The sequence below is a fragment of the Accumulibacter sp. genome, from assembly GCF_032229525.1.
Taxonomy (GTDB): Bacteria; Pseudomonadota; Gammaproteobacteria; order Burkholderiales; family Rhodocyclaceae; genus Accumulibacter.
Map to the genome: position 1 here is coordinate 1 of NZ_JAVTWB010000272.1, position 23,585 is coordinate 23,585.

Annotated in this window: 19 protein-coding genes and 1 pseudogene; 6 read left to right on the forward strand and 14 right to left on the reverse strand. The window is 62.7% G+C overall.

Annotated elements, in window-relative coordinates; genetic code table 11:
• Window positions 1–443: MAPEG family protein (locus RUW20_RS21180; RefSeq protein WP_313954202.1), on the forward strand; the 443-nt coding region annotated here is incomplete at its 5' end.
• 190 nt (window positions 444–633) lie between these two features.
• Here RUW20_RS21180 and RUW20_RS21185 read toward each other — a convergent pair.
• Complete coding sequence (locus RUW20_RS21185; RefSeq protein ID WP_409559396.1) at window positions 634–873, reverse strand: hypothetical protein; 240 nt, start codon at window positions 871–873, stop codon at window positions 634–636.
• A gap of 293 nt (window positions 874–1,166) precedes the next feature.
• Between RUW20_RS21185 and RUW20_RS21190 the strand changes: the two genes are divergently transcribed.
• Complete coding sequence (locus tag RUW20_RS21190) at window positions 1,167–1,394, forward strand: zinc ribbon domain-containing protein (protein ID WP_313954204.1); 228 nt, start codon at window positions 1,167–1,169, stop codon at window positions 1,392–1,394.
• A 67-nt stretch (window positions 1,395–1,461) separates the two neighbouring features.
• Here the strand turns inward: RUW20_RS21190 and RUW20_RS21195 are convergent, their stop codons facing one another.
• From RUW20_RS21195 to RUW20_RS21225, 7 genes are all read right to left on the reverse strand, one after another.
• On the reverse strand, window positions 1,462–2,409 hold the full coding sequence (locus RUW20_RS21195; RefSeq protein ID WP_313954205.1) for an alpha/beta hydrolase: 948 nt from the start codon (window positions 2,407–2,409) through the stop codon (window positions 1,462–1,464).
• Between the two features lie 156 nt (window positions 2,410–2,565).
• Complete coding sequence (locus RUW20_RS21200) at window positions 2,566–3,114, reverse strand: hemerythrin domain-containing protein (protein ID WP_313954206.1); 549 nt, start codon at window positions 3,112–3,114, stop codon at window positions 2,566–2,568.
• Window positions 3,115–3,313: 199 nt separating this feature from the next.
• Window positions 3,314–5,515, reverse strand: coding sequence for a SulP family inorganic anion transporter (locus tag RUW20_RS21205; protein ID WP_313954207.1), 2,202 nt, complete (start codon window positions 5,513–5,515; stop codon window positions 3,314–3,316).
• Between the two features lie 798 nt (window positions 5,516–6,313).
• Window positions 6,314–7,792 (reverse strand): CHAD domain-containing protein, encoded by a 1,479-nt coding sequence (locus RUW20_RS21210; RefSeq protein WP_313954208.1) that lies wholly within the window; start codon window positions 7,790–7,792, stop codon window positions 6,314–6,316.
• A 388-nt stretch (window positions 7,793–8,180) separates the two neighbouring features.
• Window positions 8,181–8,837, reverse strand: a complete 657-nt coding sequence (locus tag RUW20_RS21215) for a DUF47 family protein (RefSeq protein ID WP_313954209.1) — start codon at window positions 8,835–8,837, stop codon at window positions 8,181–8,183.
• 709 nt (window positions 8,838–9,546) lie between these two features.
• The gene (locus RUW20_RS21220) at window positions 9,547–10,977 is read right to left on the reverse strand and encodes a sigma-54 dependent transcriptional regulator (protein WP_313954210.1); all 1,431 of its coding nucleotides are present in this window, start codon (window positions 10,975–10,977) and stop codon (window positions 9,547–9,549) included.
• Entirely contained in the window at window positions 10,978–13,560 is a 2,583-nt protein-coding gene (locus RUW20_RS21225) for an ATP-binding protein (protein WP_313954211.1), read from the reverse strand.
• 675 nt (window positions 13,561–14,235) lie between these two features.
• Between RUW20_RS21225 and RUW20_RS21230 the strand changes: the two genes are divergently transcribed.
• Genes RUW20_RS21230 through RUW20_RS21240 form a run of 3 tightly spaced genes read left to right on the forward strand, consistent with a single transcriptional unit; the run spans window position 14,236 to window position 17,209 of the window.
• Complete coding sequence (locus RUW20_RS21230) at window positions 14,236–14,895, forward strand: DUF47 family protein (RefSeq protein ID WP_313954212.1); 660 nt, start codon at window positions 14,236–14,238, stop codon at window positions 14,893–14,895.
• A 21-nt stretch (window positions 14,896–14,916) separates the two neighbouring features.
• Window positions 14,917–16,404, forward strand: a complete 1,488-nt coding sequence (locus tag RUW20_RS21235; protein WP_313954213.1) for an anion permease — start codon at window positions 14,917–14,919, stop codon at window positions 16,402–16,404.
• A 22-nt stretch (window positions 16,405–16,426) separates the two neighbouring features.
• Complete coding sequence (locus RUW20_RS21240) at window positions 16,427–17,209, forward strand: transposase (RefSeq protein WP_313954214.1); 783 nt, start codon at window positions 16,427–16,429, stop codon at window positions 17,207–17,209.
• A 277-nt stretch (window positions 17,210–17,486) separates the two neighbouring features.
• Here RUW20_RS21240 and RUW20_RS21245 read toward each other — a convergent pair whose 3' ends face one another.
• The 6 genes from RUW20_RS21245 to RUW20_RS21270 all read right to left on the reverse strand — a co-directional run bounded on the left by RUW20_RS21245 (window position 17,487) and on the right by RUW20_RS21270 (window position 21,582).
• The gene (locus RUW20_RS21245) at window positions 17,487–18,296 is read right to left on the reverse strand and encodes a DUF547 domain-containing protein (RefSeq protein ID WP_313954215.1); all 810 of its coding nucleotides are present in this window, start codon (window positions 18,294–18,296) and stop codon (window positions 17,487–17,489) included.
• Window positions 18,297–18,320: 24 nt separating this feature from the next.
• A complete protein-coding gene (locus RUW20_RS21250; protein WP_313954216.1) occupies window positions 18,321–18,989 on the reverse strand; it encodes a TIGR04283 family arsenosugar biosynthesis glycosyltransferase in 669 nt (222 codons plus the stop codon).
• Window positions 18,986–19,228, reverse strand: coding sequence for a hypothetical protein (locus tag RUW20_RS21255; RefSeq protein WP_313954217.1), 243 nt, complete (start codon window positions 19,226–19,228; stop codon window positions 18,986–18,988). Before RUW20_RS21255 ends, RUW20_RS21250 begins: the two co-directional genes overlap by 4 nt.
• A 334-nt stretch (window positions 19,229–19,562) precedes the next feature.
• A complete protein-coding gene (locus RUW20_RS21260) occupies window positions 19,563–20,096 on the reverse strand; it encodes a hypothetical protein (RefSeq protein ID WP_313954218.1) in 534 nt (177 codons plus the stop codon).
• A 70-nt stretch (window positions 20,097–20,166) separates the two neighbouring features.
• Window positions 20,167–20,937: a PEP-CTERM sorting domain-containing protein gene (locus RUW20_RS21265; protein WP_313954219.1), complete on the reverse strand. Its 771-nt coding sequence runs from the start codon at window positions 20,935–20,937 to the stop codon at window positions 20,167–20,169.
• A gap of 315 nt (window positions 20,938–21,252) precedes the next feature.
• Window positions 21,253–21,582, reverse strand: coding sequence for a hypothetical protein (locus tag RUW20_RS21270; RefSeq protein ID WP_313954220.1), 330 nt, complete (start codon window positions 21,580–21,582; stop codon window positions 21,253–21,255).
• 485 nt (window positions 21,583–22,067) lie between these two features.
• On the opposite strand from RUW20_RS21270, the pseudogene ltrA reads away from it, so the two are divergent.
• Window positions 22,068–23,434: pseudogene (ltrA, locus tag RUW20_RS21275) on the forward strand (group II intron reverse transcriptase/maturase).
• Window positions 23,435–23,585: the final 151 nt, after the last annotated feature.

Here is a 23,585-nt window from a genome sequence, read left to right on the forward strand (position 1 = left end):
GAGGTGACGCCATGAACGTGCCCGTGTGGATGTTGCTGGGATTTGCTGCCTGGACCGTGCTGTTGTTGCTGGGCACGGTCGGCGTATACCGCTGGAGTCTGATCCTGGCGGGACGGGTGCCGATAGGTAACTTCCGGGCTGATCAGGTCGAGGGGTCAGATCGCTACAAGCGTGCGATGCGGGCGCACGCAAACTGCATCGAGAATCTTCCGGTTTTCGGGGCCATCGTTATCGCGCTTCACATTGGCCAGGTCGGCGGCACGGTGGTCGACGGCCTTTCAGCGGTGATTTTCGTTGCCCGCATGGCGCAATCGCTGGTGCACGTCGGTTTCGTCCAGACCAACGCCGTCACAGCCGTCCGCTTCGGCTTCTTCTTCGCACAGATTGTCGCTTTTCTCTGCTTGATCGGGATCATCGTGGCCCGGCTGAGCGGAAGCGCATAAAGCGGCATGCAGGCAGCTGCCTGCGGCGGTTCGGGTGCCCAAGGGGAAGTTTCTGACCGCCGACGGAAGCCGACGCAGACAGCCGGGAAGTTCCTTTGGTCATCAGCCGTTGAGCTGTTGCCAGCGCAGAGAAGTGCTTTGGGAATGTGTGCGAAAACGGCAGGCGTGTGCCTGCCGCGCGTTCACTGCCTCAGACGCCGAGGATCTTCATTGCCTTGCCGAGCGTTTCGACCGATTCCTGGTGTTTGCCGGCCTTGTGCAGGACTTCGCCTTCGGCACGCAAGTTCTTCACTTCGGACATCTGTTCGACCGTCAGTTTTGGATTCTTGGCCAGGGCTTCGTCGATCTTCTTCATGTCGGCCGGGCAATGAAAGGCGAACGCCGAGGTGCTCAGGAACAGCGCGCCAAGCAGGACCACAAGTTTGCGCATTCTCATCTCTTTCTCCTCCAGGTGGGTACGATCCCGGCTCGCGTGGCTGTATGGTCGGGATATTTTCGATCGCCCAGCCATGGCAAAGTTCAATGGCGGTGCAAATGCTGACTGACTGCACGACTGGTCAAGGTCACGATCGCGGGAATCGAGCATTGGTAGGGGCGTCGGCCTGATAGGCCAGGGCACGGCAGGGCGGCCTGGTGTCGGACGCTGATCTCCCCTGAAGAGCTCCGCTGATGGCGAACGCGATTACACTATTACACTACGGCATAACCCGGAGGATCGAAATCATGCCCATCTACGAATACGCGTGCTCCGCTTGCGGCAAGGAGTTCGAGAAGCTGGTACGCCAGTCTTCGCCCGCGCCGGCGTGCCCGGATTGCCACAGCAGCGACTTGCACAAGAAGCTATCGGCTTTCGCCGCCGTCACCGGGTCCGCTTCGCGCGCCACAAACCTGCCTGGCCCCTGCGGAAGTTGCGGCCACCCTGAGGGACCAGGCGCCTGTCATTTTCAGTAAGGGGCCTGGTTTGCCCTTTGCTCCCACTTGTCGGGTGGGCGCCTCCCTCCGGCCGTGATCGGCAGGTTCAACACCAGCCGGTGCGCTTGTGCACGAAGCGCGCGATGTGGTCGATCGCCGACGTCGCCTCGGGGAGAAAGGCGGCAAGCTGAAAGGCGTGCGGCACCTCGGGCCAGATCTCGAGCTCGACGTCCACGCCTGCCGCATGCGCCTTGTCCGCGGCGCGTATCGCTTCGTCACGCAGCATTTCGCTGCTGCCCGCTTGCAGGAACAGCGGTGGGAAGCCGCGGAAATCGGCGAACAGCGGAGACACTTCGGGCTCAATGTATTGCTCGGGCGACTGCACATAGCATCGACGCAGCACCAGTAGCGTGCGCAAGCGGAGTATGGGGTCCTGTCCGTCGTAGTCAGCCATGCTGGGGCTGGTCAGCGTGCAGTCGAGCGCCGGCGAGAGCAGCACGGCGCAACTGGGCAACGGCTCAGCGGCCGCCCGTGCCCGGTGGATTGTCACTAGCGCCAGATTGCCGCCCGCGGAGTCGCCGGCAAGGACGATGTTGCGGGGACTCAAACCCTGTGCGATGAGCGCTCGATAACAGCGATGGCAATCGTCCGGCGCGGCCGGAAACGGGTGTTCCGGTGCCAGGCGGTAATCGGGGATCAGCGCACGCGCGTCGAGACGCCGACACAGGCGCGACACCAGGGCGGCGTGCGCGTTCGGGAAGCGGAAGGCGAACGAGCCGCCATGCAGGTAGAGGATGACGCGTTCGTCCCGACTCCCGGGCAGGGTGATCCACTCGGCCGGAACGCCGTCACAGTCGACCGGCGTCCGCAGCACGTCAGGGGCGACCTGGAAATAACGCGCGTCGATCTCCTCGTACTCGCGGCGCAAGGCTGCGATATCGGATTCTCGCGAGACTCGCCTGTGTGTCGTCAGACGCAGCAGGGCGTTCAGCGCGCGTGTTTGCCAACTGGGGCGCAGGTCGATGGTGTGGTGGTAATCCGCTTGTTTATCCATGGCTGTCGAGTCCATGGTACTCGAGCGACGCGCCAATACGAACGGTCACCTTGGTAGGGCAACAGGAGCTGCCATGGCGCGCGGTGAAGATGCAAGGTTCGGGATGGGCGCGCAGGCGGTAGCCGAGGATTGGCCGGTGGGGCCTGTCGCTGGGCCCTATATCGCTCTGATCCCCCGGCGCTCGCGCATCGCGCGTCCGACGCCGGCAAGATCCTCATCGCTCAACAAGCGTGCCGCCATTGGCAGGAGTTCCCGTTCCTCGCGCTCGATGTGGCGCTCGTAGCGACCGGCCAGTGCCTCGACATCGTTGGTGAGCAGCGGCACGCACTCGCCGGCGGCGACTTTTTCGAGGATGCCGCGCAGGTGGCGCCAGCACGCTTCCAGTGCGCGGTGATCGGCCTTCAGGCCGTCGATCATTTCGCGCAGGCAGATGGCGTCCGATCCGGCCATCGACTCGATCAACGCCGGGAAGAGGTCGTCTTCCTCGTCGGCGTGATGGTGCAGCGCCGAGGTGTCGAAGTAGCGCACCAACCGGACCGCGGTCGTCCGCCCCTCTTCGTCGGCGCCACGGCCCAGCAGGTGCGGAACCAGGCGCCTCAAGGTCGCGCATTGTGTCTGGATCCTGCCGTGGCAGGCGGAAAGCATTTCCAGCGGCGCCTCTGTTCCAGCGCTGGGTGCGGAAAATCCCGGAATATTCGCCGTCACTTCAAGCTCTCGTTACTCGTTACTCGTTACTCGGTGCACGTTGCGCAACTGCCCGACGCCGGGCCCGGAGACTCCACGACGCCCCGGCATCGTGGCTTCAAGATCGAGCGCTGTGCAAAACACTGGCCAGGCAGGTTCAGCCGATGTGCTCGATTCGTGGCAGAGAGAACGCCGGGGTCAAGACAACGAGCAGGCCCGTCTACTCCTGCATGGCCATGAGCTCCTTGTCGGAATAGCGCAGGCGCAGAGCCAGCACCTTGGCAACCGCCTCGACCAGGTGACACGCGAGTCGCTTGTGTTCCTCTCTGATCTTGTCGAACTGCTCGCGTTGCAGGACAAACATCTCGGTATCTTCGACTGCCCTGGCGTCGTTGAAACGCGTCATTTGCGAGAGGAAGGCCATGCCGCCGAAGAAGTCACCACGTCCGTAGGTCAAGGCGTGGTGACCGGGCATTCCGTCACCGGCCGGCAGGGTGATGCGGACCGCGCCCTTGCGAATCAGGAACAGCTCATTGCCGGGATCGTTGAACGAGTACACCTTGTCGCCTTTGGCGATCGAGCGCCGCTCGAAGCAGGCTTCGAGATCGATAAGTGTCTCCTCCTTGTGATCCTGGAAAAGCTCGAGATCGACGAGTTCCAGCGGCGCAACCTGGGCCTCCTGTTCCGGGTCGTGGCCCAGGATCTGATCTTCAATCCACTCCACAGCGTCGTCGAGTTCCGGGAAGACCTTGACATGCTCGCTGCGTGTCGTCAGCACCATCTGCTCGAAGAGCTCGCCGATGTTGCGGCCATTGGGCAGGGTCTGCGACAGGTTGCTGAAAATCAGGAAGGCGCCACGTTCTCTCAGCGAGTCCCGGATCTGCTCCAGCAGATGCACGGCCGTGACGTCGACCGACTGCACGCGCCGCATATCGAGCACGAGGTACTTGCGCGTGCTGACTTCCGCTTCAAGCGCCAGGTACAACTGATCCTTGGTGCCGAAGAAAAGGCTGCCCTGCAGTTCCAGAATGGCCGTCTGCTGCCCCTCTTTCTCGAGCACTTCCATGTCCTCACGCAAGCGCACGCGCTTCGAGAAGCGATTGCTGCCGTCAACCTTGCTGCGGATCACCGTGCTGCTCAGTTGCTCACGGATGAACAGCAGCATCGCCAGAACAATGCCCACGCCCGATGCCGCGATCAGGCTGTAGCCAAGGGCCACGGCCACCACCGTCAGGACCACGAAGAAGTCGAAGCGCGTCCATGGCGACTCCAGCAGGTGCAGGCTGTCCCGGTCGATCATGCGAATCCCGACGATGATCAGGATAGCCGCCAGGGAAGCGACGGGAATCCAGGCAATGAGAGTTCCCAAGGCGAGGAAGGTGATCAGCGACAGCACCCCTTCGATCACCCCCGATATACGCGTCTGCCCGCCGCTGGTGAGATTGACCAGCGTTGCCCCCATCTGTCCGGCGCCAGGCATGCCGCCGACGCAGGCTGAAGCAATGTTTCCGGAACCCTGCGCGATCAACTCACGGTTCGAATCGTGGCGGCTGCGGGTCATGGTGTCTAGAACGACACAGGTCTTGAGCGTATCGATCGACAGCAAGACGCCCAGCGTCAGCGCCGTTCCCAGCAGCGCACCGATCTGGCTGAGCTTGAGCTCGCCGATCTCCTGCCAGCGGCCGGTAATTGCCTGCACCATACTCGACGCCGAGCCGCCGAGCGGGCCAATGATCAGGCTGTTGCCTTCCATGACCAGCAAAGAGTCATCGACCGTGTAGGCGATCGCGAAGTAGGTGATTACCCCGCCCAGCAAGCCGAGAATGGCCGCCGGCACCAGGCGCGTGACCCGCGGCGCGCCGAGCATTACGGCCATTGTTACGGCGCCGATCAGCGCCGTTTGCCAGTGCCACAGATCGGGCCCGATCAACACCCGCCACCAGGACGTGCCATCCATGACCCCCATGAATTTTGGGATCTGGCTGCCGATGATGATCAGGCCGACGCCACTGAGGTAGCCACTGACGACCGGAAACGGGATGTACTTGATCAAGCCGCCGACGCCCAGAAAGCCGAGCAGTAGCTGGACGATCCCGCAGACCAGCCCGAGGGCGGTTAACATCAGGACGATGAAGGTGGCCGGAACGCCATTCTGTACCAGCTCGATGGCGAAGGCCGAGCACACCGCCGCCGCCGGTGCACAAGGCGCCGTGATCAGGCGATTGGTCCCCCCGAGCGTCGGCGCGACCAGGCCAAGAGCAGTGGTCCCGAGAATGCCCGCCAGCGCGCCCAGGCCGGCGTACTCGGGGCCGATGGCTGCGTAGATGGTGACGCCAAAAGCGATCGCCGACGGCAGGGCGACCAACATCGACGCCAGACCACCCCAGAAATCGCCCACGAGTTTGTCGTTCTTAAGATTCAATGCCACTTCCATGCCCTAGGGCCTCCCACGATGCAGGCAGAAAATTGCCTTGCTGCAGTCCATACGGTCTCCAGCAAGGCCAAAAACACAGCCCTGGCCAATTGCCCAAGCTGCGTCGGGTGCTATCACATACATTGTGTCGTAACCACTCGGGAGCCCCAGCCAAGGCCGGAAACGAGCTTGTCGCTACGGGACGACATGAGCGTACCGGGGTTTATCCGGGAGCGCACGTCGGTATTCAGCAACCAGTACGGGACTTCACCAGAGCAACCTTTCCGGCCAGCCACACGCTGCAGATGGCCATGCTGGTCAACGTATTCACCTGTGGTGTGCTTCGATGCTCGTCGCAGGAACTATCAGCACTGCAGGATAGTCGCCTGCAGAAGCAACTGACAAAGCCCGCGGACAGGCAGGGGCGGGGATCGCACACAACTTTTGGCAAGTGGATAGAGCACACACTGTGCCACCATCAGTTCGTTCCGAAGTTATTGCACTCAATCAGCTACTTAGCAGTGAACCCTTGACCAGTACGGAGCCTCTCAACGGTAAAACAAAACGAACGTGCAGCGCGCATCTTAACGGCACCATCGGGACATTGGGTACTTTATTCAGCGTCTTGCGTGATCCTCAGGGGCTTTCGCATAGAGCGCAACGTTACACCCCCGCGTCGACCCGCGGCGACACGCGTCCGCCAAGCCTTGCCGTCGGCCCACCGGCGGACGCGAGTTCGGCCACCTTCGCTTGGCGATCACCAGCCCCACCGGCGTGCTTTGCGCGGCGGTTGCAGCGCATGCGTTTTCACTGATCCCGCCATGGCACGGGATGCTGCTGAAAGTCATTCAGCGAATCGCGGATCTCCGGTAACAAACGTCTGGTCTGCCCTTCCAGCCAGCCTCTGATGGTTTCGCCAGACTCTCCTGGCAGGGCTTCTTCGGTCAAGGAAACCGCTGTCGCCAGGTCGTTCAAGCGCCCGAGTCTGTCCTGCAGTGCGCAGGCCGAGAGGTGGTAGTGGCGTAGCATTTCACCCGGAAAGAGCGGGGCGAAGAATTCGAGTGCGTAACGTAACCGCTTGTACGCGACGCGCAGCCGATGGCGTGCTGCAGCGTCACCGGGAAGCGTTTCTGCCGCCCGCCGACGAGCCCGCTTCGCCCGCTTCTCGAGACAAGTGGGCGCAAAGGCGTCGAGTCGACGTGCATCGCGGTCGGGAAGTGCCAGCACCGCGGCAGTGAAGTCGAGCAGCAAGCGCGAGTAGTCGTCTGACTGAAGCGCGCTACGCGCGGCGTCGCGATTGATCGCACAACGTTGCTCGGCATAGTTCGACAGGCGAGCGTTTTCGGCACTCTCCGGAAAGGCGGCAGCGATGGCCGGCAAGGTCTCGGTCAGAAACACATCCCAGTTACGCGCTTCACCGAGTTTCCCGGCCAGCGTCTGCCACTGCGGATAAAAGCTGTTCACGAACGCCTCCGGCAGCAAGGATCGCCAGATACGAATCGCCGAACGTAGACGGCGAATCGCCACCCGAGCCTGATGTACGAACTCCGGATGGCTGCTCTCGCAGACACCAGGCTCGTTGCCTTGCAGATGCTTCAGGCAAGCCAGCGCAATGGTGCGAAAGGCGGCGTTGGCGGTCATCCCGGCATGGGTCCGGGCGGGAACCGCCTTGACCGCCCGCAGCGACCAATCTGCCAAGGCCCGGTAGCCGCGCTGGATGTTGGTGCTGGCGTCCGGGTGGAGTGACAAGTCGCTCTGCAACGCACTGACCGCGGAAAACAGGTCCCCAGCAGAACCCGAAAGGAGTTCGAGGTCGATCTCGCAAATCACCTGACGTCGCCCCTCGCTGACGATCCAGCCACGGTCAAGCGCCAGCGCAATGCGCACGCCGGTGCGTGGTTCAAGCAGCCAGGTGCTGCGGGTAAAGCTGGTGGTGAACGCCGGTTGCAAGTCCTGGCTCAAGGATTCCAGCCACAGGCGAAAACCCCTGTCGGCGACATGCGAGAAGTCGAACTCGCCAGGCTCGCCGGCGACGTCCCACTCCGTACGTCCCGCGTCTTCGCGATCGCCCGAGGCAGTCTTGCCGACCGAGGCGAACCAGCCCGAGCCCGTCTTGCGATACTGCAGGACGACCTGCTCACTTTGCAGGCGCAGGTCTGGCGTGTCGTAATAGGTCGTAATGACGCGTTCTCGACTCGGCACCGCGTCGCTCAGCAGCGGATGCTTGGCCAGGCGACTGGCCACGCCGGGCGTTAGTGAAAGTTTGAGTTCGGTTTCGACGTTCATCGGGAAAGCCCCTGAGAATTGGACTGGCACATTCGTCACTTCAAAGGGGGCCAGGTCGAACCGCCTCGTGCGAACGCGGATGAAATGACCCCTTGTTTCTCAGATAACGCAAGAGCCGTGTCACTCAGTGTCGGGCGCAACTCCTTCAGGAACCAGGCGCGGAACATTTATCGGGAAGCGCGGCGAGAGACGTCTGCAGCTGGGCGACCGGCGACGACGGTGGTCTATGCTGGAAGGCGGCAACGTGCACTGCATCAGCCCGGACGGTCTCTGTGTTAGGCACGACAGGTTGCGACGTGGCAGCCGAGTGGCGACAGCGCCACTCACCAAACGCAGCCGAGGGCCCTGGAGCCCTCGGTCTTCGGACTCATGCACACCACGACGGCATTCAGCAGAGCTTGACGACGATATCGAGCAGCGTGCTGTTGCAGATATTCAGGCGATCTCCAGCCCGGCTCAACTGCGTGTAGATTTCCTTGCGCCTGAAGATGTTGTGAAAGTCGTTGTCGTTGAACAATTCAGCCAGGGCGCAGCGGTAAGTTCGGGCGAGGCTTTTCAGCGCTTTGTCGGCTTTTTCGGCGTCTGCCCGGCCTCCTTGCGGATCGCTCCCCAGGCGGCCATAGCCCGCGGCGACCGCTTCCACCCCGGCCTTGAGGTACACGGCCATTTCCAGGCAAGCCTTGTCCGGCTTCAAGGCGAGAACCTCGCTATGCATTTCGACGACAATTGAATGGCAGCTGTTGATGATCTCATCGAGATTGATGATCGCCCGGTGCAGGTCTTCGCGGTCGATGGGAGTCGAAAAGGCTTCGTTCAACAGGGTCAGGTTGCGCACCTTGTGCCGATCACCTTCACGCTCGGCCTCGACGAGCTTCTTGCTTGCCTGCTGACTGTCGCTGCCCATGTATTCGACCAGCAGGCTGGCAGCGTCATTGACATGCGCACTTTGCGCGGCCAGCAGCGCAAAGAAATCCGGGACCTTCGGAAAAACACGCTGCATGATCCGGCGCGTGAAAGAAGATGCTGCAATGTCTACGTCCGACATGATTGACCTTTGCGATGGTTGAATTAACGAGGGTAAACGTCTGCATCACGGGCAGCATTGCGGCGGCGAGGCGCGGGCGGCAGGGCGTGGCCATCCGCGCTGGTGGCATCCCCAGGCGCTGCACGCAGGGGTGCCGCAGCATCGAACCGACGGGCGCGGTGATGCCTCCGACTGCGCCTCGCGGCAAAGAATTGTCGAGTCCGCCCCCATGTCCAACTGATATCTCTCCCAAAATATCGGACCGACTGCTGTTCGAATGCGACCTGCATGGCCTGCAGCAGGCTTCAGCAACCGTTCTGCATGGCGCTGATCGGTGTAACAAAAGCATCATCTGTGCCAGTGCCATCGCGCATGAGAGAGGAATAGAAACCCTGTTAAAACAGAGCGTTGGGACCATGATCATGGTGGCGCCGCAGCGATCATGGGGTGCAACAAAATACACCGACAATTAGGCGATTGACATGGTAAATGGCCGGCACAGCGCTTCACGCGGCGTACGTACACGCTTGTCGGTGCTGCGTTACGCCGGCAAGACGTTACGCCGGGACCAACGATGCATGCTGGCTACGTGGTCAGTGGTAATGGCGGGTCGAAAGGTGACATCACGTGAAGGTGGCCTCGGCGCAGCAGAGGGGAGAGTCGCCCTCCCGGACTGCGCGTGCCACCGCTCTTGCTTCGCGGCGCCAGCTCCCGCAGCGCGTTCGACGGCTCAGGAGTTCGCTTGCATCGCCCGCCGTGCCAGGCGTCTGTTGAGCGCCGGACGGGATAGTCCGAGGAGTGTCGCGGCCACGCCCTGATTGCCTTTGGCGCGTCGGAGGGCCTCCTGAACCATTGCCTCCTCGACCTCGTCAAGGGTTGGAAAGCGTCCGGGGATGACGATCGGCAGCCCGTCAGAGGCCTCGGCGGTCGGAAAGTCGGCATGCGTCTGCTGCTGCTTCTGAATGGCCTGGCGAAAGCTGTCCATGGCCAGCACCGAACCACCGCGATGCAGGGCCATGGCGTTGAACACCATCGCCCGCAGCTCGCGCACGTTACCCGGGAAATGGTAATTCGAGAGCAAGGTAATCAGCTCATTCGATGGTTGGGGTGCGGGCTTGTTGATCGCTGTCGCCGCCTCGTCGAGAAAATGCTGCAGGAGCAGCGTGATATCTTCCGTGTGCTGGCGTAGCGGCGGCACTTCGACCTGGTGTACCGAGAGGCGAAAAAAGAGATCGGAACGAAACTGCTTCTGGCGCATCAGCTGGGCAAGATTGTGGTTGGTCGCGCAGACGACGCGGGCGTCGCTCGGGCGAGCCACGTCGGAGCCCAGGGGGAAGTACATGTGTTCCTGCAGCAGGCGCAGGAGTTTGACCTGCGAGGCCATCGACAAATCGCCAATTTCGTCGAGGAAGAGGGTGCCGCCGCTGGCCTGCGCGATCAGGCCGGCACGGTTCTCGTCGGCACCGGTGAAGGCGCCTTTGCGGTGGCCGAAGAGGGTGTCCGAAAACAGCGTGTCATCGAGGCCGGCGACATTGAGCTGCACGAACTGTCCGGCCAGGCCGCTGAGTTTGTGCAGGGCATGCGCGAACATCTCCTTGCCGGCGCCGGTTTCGCCAGAGATCAACACCGGCTCGGCAGAAACAGCGACCGCCTCGACGTACTGAAAGAGCGCCCGCATCTTGCGGCTGTTGGTGACGATGCCGGAAAATGCTTCGCCGTGCTGCAGGCAGTCCGAGAGCAGATAGTGCTTCAGCACCCCCATCTGACGGCGTAGCGACTGTACCTCGAGGGCGTGCCGGACACTGGCGACCAAGCGGCTTTCCTCGACTGGTTTGACGAGGTAGTCGAAGGCTCCCTCTTTCATGCTCAGCACCGCGGTCTCGACATCCTGCGCGGCGGTCATGACGATTACCGGCAGCTCCGGGTAGAGCTGGATGATCTTTGGCAGCAGCTCGTTGCCAGCGACATGCGGCATGAAGAGGTCCAGTAGAACGGTACTGGCCGGTTGCCGCTCAAGCGCCGGCAGCAGCTCCCGACTGTCGTCGAGCAGTTCAACGTGGGCCACCCCGGCGCTGTGCAGCACTGCCGCCGTCGAGTGCAGGACCGACTGGTCGTCATCAACGAGGAAGACCGGCAAGCCGGCAGGGGACTTATCTTTCATTCACTGCTCCTTGGTGACCGGCAAATCAATACTTACCGTCGTTCCAGAACTCTTGTTTGGCTCGAACCGCAAAACGCCGCCGTGCTTCTCGACGATCGACGACGAGATTGACAGACCCAGCCCGGTGCCACCATTTTCGGCTTTGGTGGTGAAGAAAGGTTCGCCGATCTGGGCCATGACCGCGTCGCTCATGCCGGTGCCCTGATCCTCGACGCGGATGATGATCCGGCTGCCGCTGCTGTCCAGTCTGGCAGAAACCCGCACCGAGCAGCCTCGATCCGGCAACGCCTCCAGGGCATTGACGATGACGTTGATCATTACCTGTTCAAGTTGCTGGACATTGCCCCTGACGGGCGGCAAGTCCTGCGGCAGATCCAGCGTCAGGCAATCGCTGTGCTTTCGGATGCGGGCGTCGAGCAGCGTCAGCACCGCCTTCAGGATTTTCGCGATGTCCGCGAGTTCGTCCATGTGCCCTTGATCCTGCTTACCCAGGTGGCGCAGATTGCTGATGATCTTCTGAATCCGCCTGGCGTTTTCACCGACGTCGGCCATGCCGCGTGAAATGGCCGCGCGCGCCTGCGCAAAATTCAAGCCGGCCAGCAGAAAATCTCCCTGCTCACGTTCGTACTCGGCAAGGATCGGCAGGGCGTCCTGCCAGATGCGGGTCAACAGGGCCGCATTGGCCGTGATCGCGTGATTGGGGTTGCTGATTTCGTGCGCAATCCCTGCCGACAGCACGCCGAGCGATGCCAGACGCGCGCTACGGATCGCCTGCCACTGCAGTTTTCGGTTCTCGGTGATGTCGGTAATCACCACCATCGCCGCCAGCACCGTATTCTCGGCATTCGCCGAACTGATCGGTACCATCCGGATTTCCCACCAGGTGGTGTCATCGGCAGTGTACTGGCAGTGTTCGATTTGGCCGCCGGCAAATACCTGTCGCAGCTTTTCAAGGTAGGCGTGGCGGACATGTGGTGGCAGAGCCAGCTCGGATCGCTTCTCCCCAGCACCACCAATCGAGTACGGCAACGGCCGGTTGGCGAACAGGATCCTGGCCTGGTCATCGACGGTGAAGATCAAGTCTGGCGAGTGATTGAACAAGGTTCGCAACTTCGCTTCCGAGTCGCGCAGCGCGTCCTCGGCCAGCTTGTGCTCGGTAATGTCCTCACAAAAGCCGACGATACGGCTCAAGTGACGGCCCGGCGCCCGCACCGGGAAGCCGCAGACGCGCAGCCAGCGCAGATCCCGCTGGCCCCGGTGGCCACCAGACACCGGCAGAATCAGCTCGAAACGCCCGGCATCCGCCTGCAGGTCGGCGATCGACTCGCGCAGCACGCGTCGGTCTTCGGGGGCGAAAACGTCGAGCAGCAGCGAGGGTTCGGCATTGTCCAGCCCGGCCTCATCACCCGCGATTTTCCGGAATGCGGGGCCGATATACTCCAGCCGCGTCGCTTCGGCGTTGGTCGCCCAGAAAACGACATCGACCGTTTCCGCCAGCTGGCGAAGCAGTTCTTCGCGCTCGAAAATCGTCTTTGTGAGGCGGCTTCGATTGTCCAGTTCGCGGCGACTGCGCACCAGGTAGAAACTGAGCAGGGCCGTAAACAGGAGGCCGCTGACCATCACCAACCAATGCGCTTCGGTCAACGCCTCGGCGCTGCGAAAGGTATGTGTGGCGACGCCGGTGACGGTCCAGCTGCGGTCGCCGACGTTGATCGTGGCCACCATCCGTGGCTGATTCTCGTCCTGCTCCGGCAGCATGCCGGCGGCGGTGGCGGTGGAGCCCGGCTCCAGACGGCTCGCGTAAAAGTGGAGGAACTGGGCGTCGTCGCCAGCTGTCTCGTCGCGCACCAGGACCTCGACGCCGCGTGGTTCGAGGAGTCCGATGGCGACATGGACCAACTCCTCGATGTCAAATACGCCGACCACGAAACCCAGAGGGGCCGCGCCGCTGCGCACGTTTGCAGGCGCATTGATCGGCAATACAGCGTAGATGACGGACAGGCTTTCCTGATCGGGACGCGGCAGCGCCATGCGTCCGCTGACAGCGAGCTTGCCGCTTGTCCTGGCCCGCTCGAATACTGCTGCCAGGTCGCTGTTCGCGTTCAGGTCGACGCCGGTCTTCAGCCCGGAAGGCGCCCGTGACGCGGCCAGTACCACCGGGATCCGCGCTCGCTGCTCGCTGCCGCTGGCTGCCGGATCAGTGCTTGCCGCAGCGGCGCTTGCCGGCACGCGCTCGGCGCCGGTTGGTGACGGCTCCTGCCGCGGCGCGACCAGCAGTGGCGCCCACAGCAGGCTCGCGATGTACGGCCGACGCTGCAAGATGGAATCGGCAAATACGCTGAACTCGCTGTCGTCGATTTCCTGCGCTGCATAGAATAGCCCGCGAATTTCCAGCAGCGCGTCGAGGCCCTGATTGACAACCGCCCGCACCGATTCGATGCGATCGCTGGCCGCCCACTGGAATTCCTTCAGGTGGCTGGTCTGCAACTCCTCCCGCACATTCCACGACGACAGGCAGGTCAGCAGAATCCCACCGATCGCCACGGCATAAGCGGCGGCATATTTTCGCAGCTGGTCGAACATGGACTGTCATCAGGGTCGGGCGGTGAAAGGCGGCGTGGCAGTAAGCGCGAGAACCGTCACAAGTGTCGGCCGGCAGCTTAGCAGAAAGCGTAAGGCGTGCGGGAGAGCGGCGATCCCGAGGGGGGGCATCGGCCTGGCATCGGATCATCGCCCGCGGCTCGTCAGAGTGCTCCGCCAGAGAGCCGTCGCGGCACGCCGGGTTGCGGGTGTCGCCAGGGTGTAACGATGCGTCTCTATGCGCCATGCCCTTGAAGATCACGCAAGACACTGTATTAAATACAAAACCTCTATATTTGCAGGTGTTGTGGAACGTTTATCGTTCGTATTGTTGCACCCTGTCGGCGCTTCGCCTGGCTTGGCTGTCCGCCGCCATGTTCCTGATTTGGCGCGAAAACCGCGTGGTGGGGGTTGATGGCACGCTATGTGCTTCATCAACGGGTGGGCTTCGCGGGGGAGACACGCGCGATTCTGCAAGGGGAGGAATCGTCACATTCGCTGGCTCGATCTGTGACAGCGGCGCCAGGAACTGCCGCAACGCTGTCAGGTGGCGACCAATTAGCCATCTGCGTCGAGCAACAATGTGGGCGGCAGCGTCTGGGCCGTTCGCCAACCGGCATTCCTCTGATATCAATTTCAATTACGTGAGCATCTCTACGGGTGCAACAGGAGAATGTAATGGACACCAGCAAGCTGCGCTTATTCCACAGCACCAAGGAAGTGGAAACACACTTCGATTCCTTTCTGGATACCGTTTCCCAGGGCGGGATCTCCTTCCGTTCGGCTATCGGGGTGTATTTGGAGGCAGGCGGGAATGGCGACCTGTCGGCCAAACTGAAGCAGCTCAACGACCTGGAGCACAAAGGTGACGAACTGCGTCGCCAGGTCGAGCACGAACTCTACACCCTGGCGCTGATCCCCGACTTCCGCGGCGACGTGTTGAGTCTGCTCGAAGATCTGGACTGCCTGCTCAATGTCATGGAAGAGACGATGGTGTCGTTCGACATCGAAAGGCCCGCTTTCCCCCCGGAACTGCACGCCGACCTCCGGCAACTGGCCGAAAGCGTCGCCCTGGCCGTCGAGAGTACCGTGCTGGCGTCGCGGGCCTTCCTGCGCGACATTCAATCGGTTCGCGATCACCTGCACAAGGTGATGTTCTATGAAAAAGACGCCGACCGCGCATCCGACAAGCTGAAACGCGCCGTCTTCGCTTCTTCCCTGCCGCTGGCCGAGAAGTTGCACCTGCGCCGCTTCATTGACGCGATCGACCACATCGCTGATGAATCCGAGGACGTGGCCGACTGGCTGGCGATCTACACCATCAAGCGCTTGGACTAAGGCCAGGGAGAAGCCCAAATCATGGATCCTACGATATTCCTCTACCTGTCCAGCGGCTTGTTCCTGGGTTGGTCGCTGGGGGCCAACGATGCCGCCAACGTCTTTGGCACGGCGGTCGCCTCGCGGATGGTCAAGTTCCGGACGGCTGCGATCATCCTGACGCTTGGCGTGATTCTCGGTGCCATCGTCAGCGGTGCCGGAGCAGCGCACACCTTGTCGAAGCTCGGCTCGATCAACGCGCTGGGCGGCGCCTTCATGGTCGCTTTTTCGGCCGCGGCCGTCGTCGCCTGGATGACCATCGTCGGTCTGCCGGTGTCCACCACCCAGGCCGTGGTGGGAGCAATCATCGGCTGGAACCTGTTCACCGGTTCGGTCACCGACTACACCGTCTTCAAGACCATTTGTGCCACCTGGATCGCCAGCCCGGTGCTCACCGGCTTCTTCAGTTACTTCATCTACAAGGGGGTGATGAAGCTACTTGCCAAGTCGCAGATTCACATCATTCGCCTGGATGCCTTGACCCGCATTGGTCTGGTCATTGCCGGCGCCCTCGGTTCGTACTCGCTCGGCGCCAACAACATCGCCAACGTCATGGGGGTGTTCATCGGCGCCAATCCGTTCAAGGATTTTCACGCTGGCGTGTTCGAGTTCTCTGGCTTGCAGCAGCTGTTCTTGCTCGGCGGCATCGCCATTGCCGTCGGCGTCTTCAGCTACGCCCAGAGGGTGATGATGACCGTGGGAACGTCAATCGCCCCGCTGACCCCGGTCGGTGCCTTCGTCGTCATCATCTCGACATCCCTGGTGCTCTTCCTCTTCGCTTCGGAAGGCCTGGAGTATGCGCTGGCTTCCATCGGCCTGCCGACGATCCCGCTGGTACCGGTCTCGAGCTCGCAGGCGGTGGTGGGCGGGGTGATCGGTATCGGGCTGATCAAGAACTCCAAGAACATCAAGTGGAGCGTGGTCGGACGCATTGTCATAGCCTGGATTCAGACCCCGCTGGTCTCGGCGCTGGTTTGTTATGTCTTCCTGTTCTTCCTGCAAAACGTCTTCGGCCAGACCGTCTACAACCCGTCGGAGTACCGTCTTTCCGAGCAGGTGCTGGCGCATCACGCCGATACGGTGGACGCCAAGGCGCTTTCTGCGGTCACCGACAAGAGCTTCACGACCTCGGGCAAGCTGATGAGTGCGATCGACAAGGCCATGCCGGACTTGCCGTACAAGACCAGCCTGAAGCTTGTCGACGACTCCCTGGTGGAAGCAATCACGGTGGATCCGGACAAGTTCGCGGCCCTGGAAAAACTGAAGGTGATTGAGCCGGAGCGCATGGAAGCTTTGCGCAGTTTGAGTGGCAGGACCTTCACCTACCGTTGGGAACTGGTTCAGGCGCTTGCCGACGGCACGCCCGAGTGGAAGTTCAAACCCAAGACCGTTCTCAACAAGCCGTACAACAAGGAAATCCAGAAGGACCTTGATCTGGTGATGGATGCCTACATTGCCAAAATGAAGTAGTCAGCTTAGCGGAAAAGAAGGGATGGGCAGCTTTGCACTTGTGCGCGCCATCGCGCACGCGAACCGCCAGACGGAGCCTGGACATAAGGCAGCTGGAGCTGGGGGTGTGCTTGCGGCACTGGCAAGGGACGGCATGCCGGCCTTGCTGGACGCCGAGGCACACCCCCCCGTCCGCAGCGTCGACTCTCCTGTCGGCGACGTGGCCGAAGTGGCTGCGCCGGCAGGGGAGATCAGTCGCCGTCGTGAAATCGCCCTTGACGTGATCTGGCGCTCGCGCCAGGACGGTTTGCCCTTCTCCTTCCTTGCCTTCGATGGCGAGTATGGGCACTTGCCTTGGCTCCCCGGCGAATTGGACAGCGCCGGGGAAACCTTCCTGGCGGAGATCCATCGGGATCTGGCCGTTTATCTTGACGATCCAACACCCGTCCTGGCGAATGGCCGATCGTCGCAGGTGCGCGCGTCACTACGCCTGCGCACCCGGGCAGCGCCTACTTCGGCGACCGCCTGGATGTCCGTTCAGCCGACCTCACAATGGCGCCGGCTGGCGATCAGCGACGGCAGGAAGAACAAAGTGAGGGCCGACTATCTGGCCCAGCGGGTATGGGTCTGGGATGGCAAATCCCCCTTGGTTAGCCGTTGGCATCTGCTGGTGTGCCGGCAAGTTGATGGCGAGTGGCTCAGGTTCTGCTTGTCGAATGCCGAACCTGACGCTTCCGTGTGCCATCTGGCGAAGATCCTCGAGCGCGCATTTTTGTCGCGAGATTCTTCGACAACGCCGAGAGCGCGTAGCGCATGGCACTGGTGATGGTCGAGGCAATGCTCTTTTCCGGGGCAATACCCGTGGCTGGCGCGGATTCGTTGCGCCGAAGCACGATGAAAATGTAAGCCAGCGGGGGCGCTCCCCGCCTGGCGTGCGCACTCTGTCCTCGCGGTCACTTGTGCGCCGGGCCAGACCAGACGATGGCCAGGCACGGCGCGGTGCCGAGGGGCGAAGCCGGCCATGCACATCACCCAACACTCCGACTACTACTCCCGACGGCCCGCGCTGAGATGGGATTCGACACGGCGCCCGGCGACTGACCTCAGCGCTTCACGCCGTTGAGCGCCCAGTCGTAGTCGATGTAGTCGATCTCTGCCTGGCCCTGGCGCACCTTGGCCTGGTCGCTGGGTGCGCTAGCCAGTAGATCGGCGTAGTTGCCGAGGAACTGCTTGAGCGAGGAGCTGCCCGGGAGCTTGCGCTCGAAGTCCTTACCGTACCACTTGAAGATCTCGGAGACGGCCAGCGTCTGCGTCGCCGGCTGGTAGCGATTGCGCGAACGGTCGGCGAGGAAGCGCCGCGTCTGCTCCTCGAGCTGGGCATCCAGCCGCTCGGCGACGAATGCTTCCTCGCGCAGCATCGGGCAGCCGACGGAGGCACAATTCACCGCGAAATGGATGCGGGGATCGTCATAGGCGCCGGGCTTGCGGATGGTGTCGTGCTCGATCCAGTCGAGATGACGCGGCTCGCCGAACAGGGTGAAGAACTTGCGCTTCCAGGGGCTGTTGAAGATGATGTTGCCCAGGTCTCGGATCGAGGTCAGGTCCGGATACTTGCCGAGAATCAGCTCGACGGTGAAGCCATTGTAGGCGTTGATCAGGAACGCCAGCTGTTGTGGCTTGGTCCAGGAATCGAACTGCGCGCGCGTTACCGCCGACAGGCTGTCGAGGTAGGCCTGCAGTGCCGCCCGCTCTTTCGCCACAGCGGCATAGTCTACCTGCGACGTCTTGCCGCCGTCGATGAGGACGACGTGCTGCTTGAGCAGCGCACTCCACGCGGCATGGCTGTGGTCGAACGCGGCACTGGCCGAGAGTGGCAACAAGGCGAACGCGATGGCGAGAATCCGGTTCTTCATGACATCTCCAAAGCCGGCGGTAAGCTAGCGCACTTCCCGGAAAAAGGCTCGCCCCACCAGTGGCAGGCGCAAACGGTGACAGAGCAGCAGCAAGCCCACCCGCATCAGGCTGGCCCAAACGCCCATCTGCTCGAATTTGCGTGAATCGGTGATCACCTCTTCGCGCAGCAGGACCGGTGCGGTGGCGGCGCGCAAGCGCTCGCCGAAGGCCACGTCTTCCATGACATCGCACAACGGGAAGCCGCCGAGGCGCTCGAACAGCGTCCGCCGCACGAAGAGCGCCTGGTCGCCGAAGGCGATTTTTGTGAACTGGCTGCGATAGTTGTCCAGGCGCGATATCAGTCGCAGACGCCAGTCGTCGCCCGAGAAGCGGTGTCTGAAGGCGCCGGCCAGGACGCTCTCGGGAAGGGCGGCGATACGTGCCAGAGCCACCGCTGGCAGCAGGGTGTCGGCATGCAGGAAAAGCAGCCAGTCCCCACGAGCGGCCGCGGCACCGGCGTTCATCTGTCGCGCCCGGCCCCGGTCGGCGTTCAACACCTGGACACCCTCGGTCGCCGCGGCAATGGCGGTGGTCGCGTCGTGGCTGCCTCCGTCCACCAGCAGTACTTCCAGGGGTCGCTGCAGCAGGACATTGGCCAGCGTGGTGCCGATCCGCGCCTCTTCGTTGAAGGCCGGAATGATGACCGAGATCATGGCGTCTCGCCGGGCTGGATCGACGCCGGGATGTGGGTGGCGACCGCGCTCCGGAAACTGCCTGCGGGGACGCCGCAATCATCGTGCGTGTCCTCACTGTCCGCGAGTTCGCGCTGCAACAGGCGCCAATAATCGGCCCCGGCCCCGGCCCCAGCCGCCACAAGCGCCAGCCGCTCGCCAGCGCGCATCAGAGCGGTGACGTGCCAGAGGATCGGTGAGCGGCGGGGGGCAGGGGGCATGGCGGGTGCGAGCCTGTTGGTTGCGAGCTGAGCATTGATCCGTCAGTCGTTCCGGGACGTCGATCCTTACAGCAAGGGCGATTCGATCGCGTGCAACAGGACGCCGACTCGGGGAAAGCGCACGATGCTGATGCAGCGGGTAGCCGCGCGCCAAGGCGGCGGCTGTGCCCCTGGAGCATCGGATGGTCGCGGGCCGGCGCCGCAGCCAGCTGGCTCCTCGGCGCTCAACGGGTCATCCCGGCCGCCAAAGACGGCGATCGGAGCAGCGCGTGCATAGTCCGGCGTGTGTGTTTTCGGCCGATCGCGCCGCGCCGCACGCAGGGATAGCACCGCCTCAGTGTGCGGACAACTTGCCGTCGCTGAGCCTGATCGACAGCACACGATTCGCGGCCGCGACTTCCACCGCGTCGCCCCGTGCATTGATCACCGGTGGCGCCTGCATCCACACGCCGTGCCGGGCGGCGGGCGCGAGCGCGCTGATCGGCACGCCGAGCGCCGCCCGCACCGCTTCCAGGTCAAACTGGACGAGGGTGCAGCCGGCCAGGTCGAGCACCATCACCGCCAACTCGCTGCGGATGTTCAACCATTCGTCGAGCAGGACGACCTGCCCCCCGTCGCCAACGGCGAAGAAGCGCGGCCGCGGGCGGTGGGGCAGTTCCCTTGTCCACACCGCTTGGCGCTTTGACGAAGTGACACGGAACAGCGTTGCCGTGGCCCGTGCAAGATGTGGATTGGCGTCCTCGCGCAGCCGAATTTCCAGCACATAGGTGCCCGCAGGGGAACTGTGCGCTTCGAATACCGGCGGCAGGACGACCACGTCGGCGGCTGGGGCGCCAGCCCCGACGGGCGTCGCAGCCAGCGTCAACACCAACCAGCCAACCAGGGCACGGCCACGCGCATGCCACTGGGTGCCGCCGCCGCGGTCCGGCGGAGCGCGATCAACGGGCAGTCGAAGTCCTTCGTGCCAGGCCCAACCCCAGCAGCGCCAGGCCAGCGAGGGCCATCGTGCCGGGCTCGGGAACAGTAACCGTTGGGGCCAGCGAGGTGAAGCTGCTGGAGCGGGCTTCGGTGATCTGCGCGGCTGTCAGTTTTTCGAGTCCCAGACCATCCGGGTTGACGTCACCCAAGGCCTGCGCAATGACGCGGCTGCCGCCGGAGGTCATCAGGTTGTCGTTACCGCCGGCCCCGAAGTCGCTGTGTCCCAGTCCGAGGACGTGGCCGAGTTCGTGCGAGAGCGTGTCGACGCGCCCCACCAACGAAAAGTCAAAGACTTCCTGGGTCACCGCGAACCAACCGCTCGCAGTCCCACAGCCGTAAAGTTCGCCAGGGCCAAAAGTACCGCCGCAGTCGAAGAGGTCATGGACGAACCACAGATCGATGATCGACCCGGCACTGACGTGGCCGAGGTCGGCGAAGGCGTTTTCGTTCAAACGCGCGCTGCTGTTGACCTGCTGGATGCCGAGGAAGTTCACGACGAGGTCGGCCTGTGCCCAGATCTTCGTGGTGAAGTCAGCGAAGAGGCTGGTCGTCGCGCAATTGCTGCCGGCGTCATCGCAGACTTGCCAGGGCTGAATGGTCACCTGCTTGGTCGGCAAGGCCTGTGCCGGCGCCGATAGCAACAGCGCCGCAGCGGCCAGGACCGTGATGCCGGCGCGCGCAGGCCACCAGGATGAATTGAGTGCAAAAGGCAGTTGCCGGTGCGTAGTCATGTTTGTTTGCTCGGTTAGGGAAATGAGGTGATATAAGCAAATTTGATGCCAGCGCTCTGGCAGTCGACCAGATTTCTGCAAATAAATTAGGGCAAACAATGATTTGTGGACGACACGTCGAGTCGGATTGGCGTGCCAAAGCATGGCGCGGCAGCGCGAGTGTAAAGAATCTCGACACCGCTCCCGGCACGGGCGCGACTGAGGTCCTTTCGCCGTCCGCTGGAGTCCCGTCTGGGGAGTTTTGTCCGTACGCCCTGCTAGGACGCCGGCAGTCGCGGCCGGGAGCGCCAGCGCAGGGGCCAAGCAGCCGCGTGCTCAGCCGCCAGCGCGCAGCGCTTCCGCCCGAGAATCCTCGTCGCTCAAGCAACGGAAAGCGTCCACCGTGCTGAGAAACACTTGCCCGCTGAGTTGCTGCTTGACCAGGTCGCTGTGCTGCAGGCGGTCCATGACCGGTCCCTTCACTTCGGCGAGCTGGAGCTTGATTTGCTCTTCCCGTGAAATGCTGCCGGTGACCCGGGAGCCCCCCATACCGCGGCGGCTGCGACCGCCCTCGTGGGATAGCCGTAGAACGCCAATGATCTTGCGCACGAACAAGCTGCCATTCGTCAGGTAGGCCTCGGAAAGCCACCCGCGGGTGCCACGCATGTCCCGCGCGCCACGTATGATGGATGACTGTCCAGCCTGGGATCACTGTCCGGATTCGCGCGCAGCGCGTGTTCGGTTTGGCGTGTGCGCCCAGCATGGGCGCACTCTTGCGGGTGCAAGTCCCGTCGTAAGTTGATCACAGCAAATGAAGTGAAGCGCAACTGCACGGGGGTGACCAAGTGTGGTGAGGACGCGTGCATCGAAGCTGCGAGCCGATGAACAAGAACCGGATAGAAGGCGCTGCGGAGCAGGGCGAGCGGGCACGTAAGCGCGAAGCTCTCGTGATCAAGGCGAAGTGGCGTAGATCCTGCGGTTATGCAGCGAAGGAGTGCGGCCCTTACCTGGGGAGATCTCGCCTTGTGCCTGAAAGGGCGACGGTGTCGAGCCGGAGCGAGAAGTCAGCAGCGGTCGTAGTCGCCCGAGGCGTGGCCGGAGAAGGCCGAAACCGGAGGTGAAGGACCAAACGAGAAGGAATGTTTAGCCGCATGTTGATGCAGCAGATATGGCGTCAGATGCCCGCGCAAGCGGGGCGGGTGGGCGTAGCGCGCGGTGAAGCTGCGCGTGATCCTGCCAGCGACGGAATCTGCGGCGCGCGACATGAACTGGCAAACACAGGGTCAGGGCTGCTTTCGGCGGCACTGACGAGAGAGAACCTGCGACAGGCATTGAAGCGGGTGCGAGCCAACAAGGGCGCAGCGGGCGTGGATGGTCTGGATATTGACCAGACAGCACGTCACCTGGTGACTGCGTGGCCGGCGATTCGTGAAAGCCTGTTGCGGGGGACGTACCGGCCGAGTCCGGTACGTCGGGTAGCGATCCCGAAGCCTGACGGTGGCGAGCGTGAGCTTGGCATTCCGACGGTGACGGATCGGGTGATCCAGCAAGCGCTGCTGCAAGTGTTGCAGCCGATTCTGGACCCCACTTTCAGCGAGCACAGCTACGGCTTCCGTCCGGGACGCCGTGCGCACGATGCGGTGCTGGTTGCGCAGTCCTATGTGCAATCCGGTCGCCGGGTCGTGGTGGACGTGGACCTGGAGAAGTTCTTTGACCGGGTCAATCACGACCTTCTGATTGACCGCCTACGGAAGCGCATTGATGACGCCGGAGTCATTCGGCTAATCCGAGCGTATCTGAACAGCGGAATTATGAGTGATGGCGTGGTGCTGGAACGGCATCAGGGAACGCCGCAAGGCGGACCGCTATCGCCGTTGTTGGCCAATGTCATACTCGATGAAGTGGATAAGGAACTGGAACGCCGGGGCCATTGCTTCGTGCGCTACGCCGACGATGCGAATGTGTACGTTCGTAGCCGCCGTGCGGGTGAGCGGGTGATGGAATTACTGCGCAGCCTGCACGCCCAACTGCACTTGACGGTCAATGAGACCAAGAGTGCGGTCGCCAGCGTATTTGGGCGCAAGTTTCTCGGTTTCAGCTTCTGGGCGGCACCCAGGGGGAGATCAGATGCAAGGTGGCCGCCAAGCCTTTGGCGACGTTGAAGCAGCGGATCAGGCAACTGACTGGCCGCTCTGGCGGGCGCAGCATGGTTGAAGTCGTGGAAAGACTACGTCCCTATGTGCTTGGCTGGAAAGCCTACTTCCGGTTGGCGCAAACCCCGCACATCTGGCGGACGCTGGATGAGTGGATGCGTCACCGCTTGCGGGCGATCCAGCTCAAACATTGGAAATGCAGTTCGACCATCTTCCGGGAGTTAAAAGCGCTCGGTGCGACCCGCGGTGCGGCGCGCCAGGTGGCTGGCAACTCACGGCGCTGGTGGCATAACAGCGACCGGCTACTGAAGACCGTGCTGACCATCGCCTACTTTGATCGCCTCAGGGTCCCCCGGCTCTCATGACCTCAACTTCTCGAACCGCCCGGTGCGGACCCGCATGCCGGGTGGTGTGGCAGGGGCGCAGCCGCCATGGCTGTCCCCTATGCCGATCGAATACCCCCCAGCGCTCGGGCGTAAGTGGCGTTGTCGGCCTGGTAGCAGCCGCAGGAAGCGG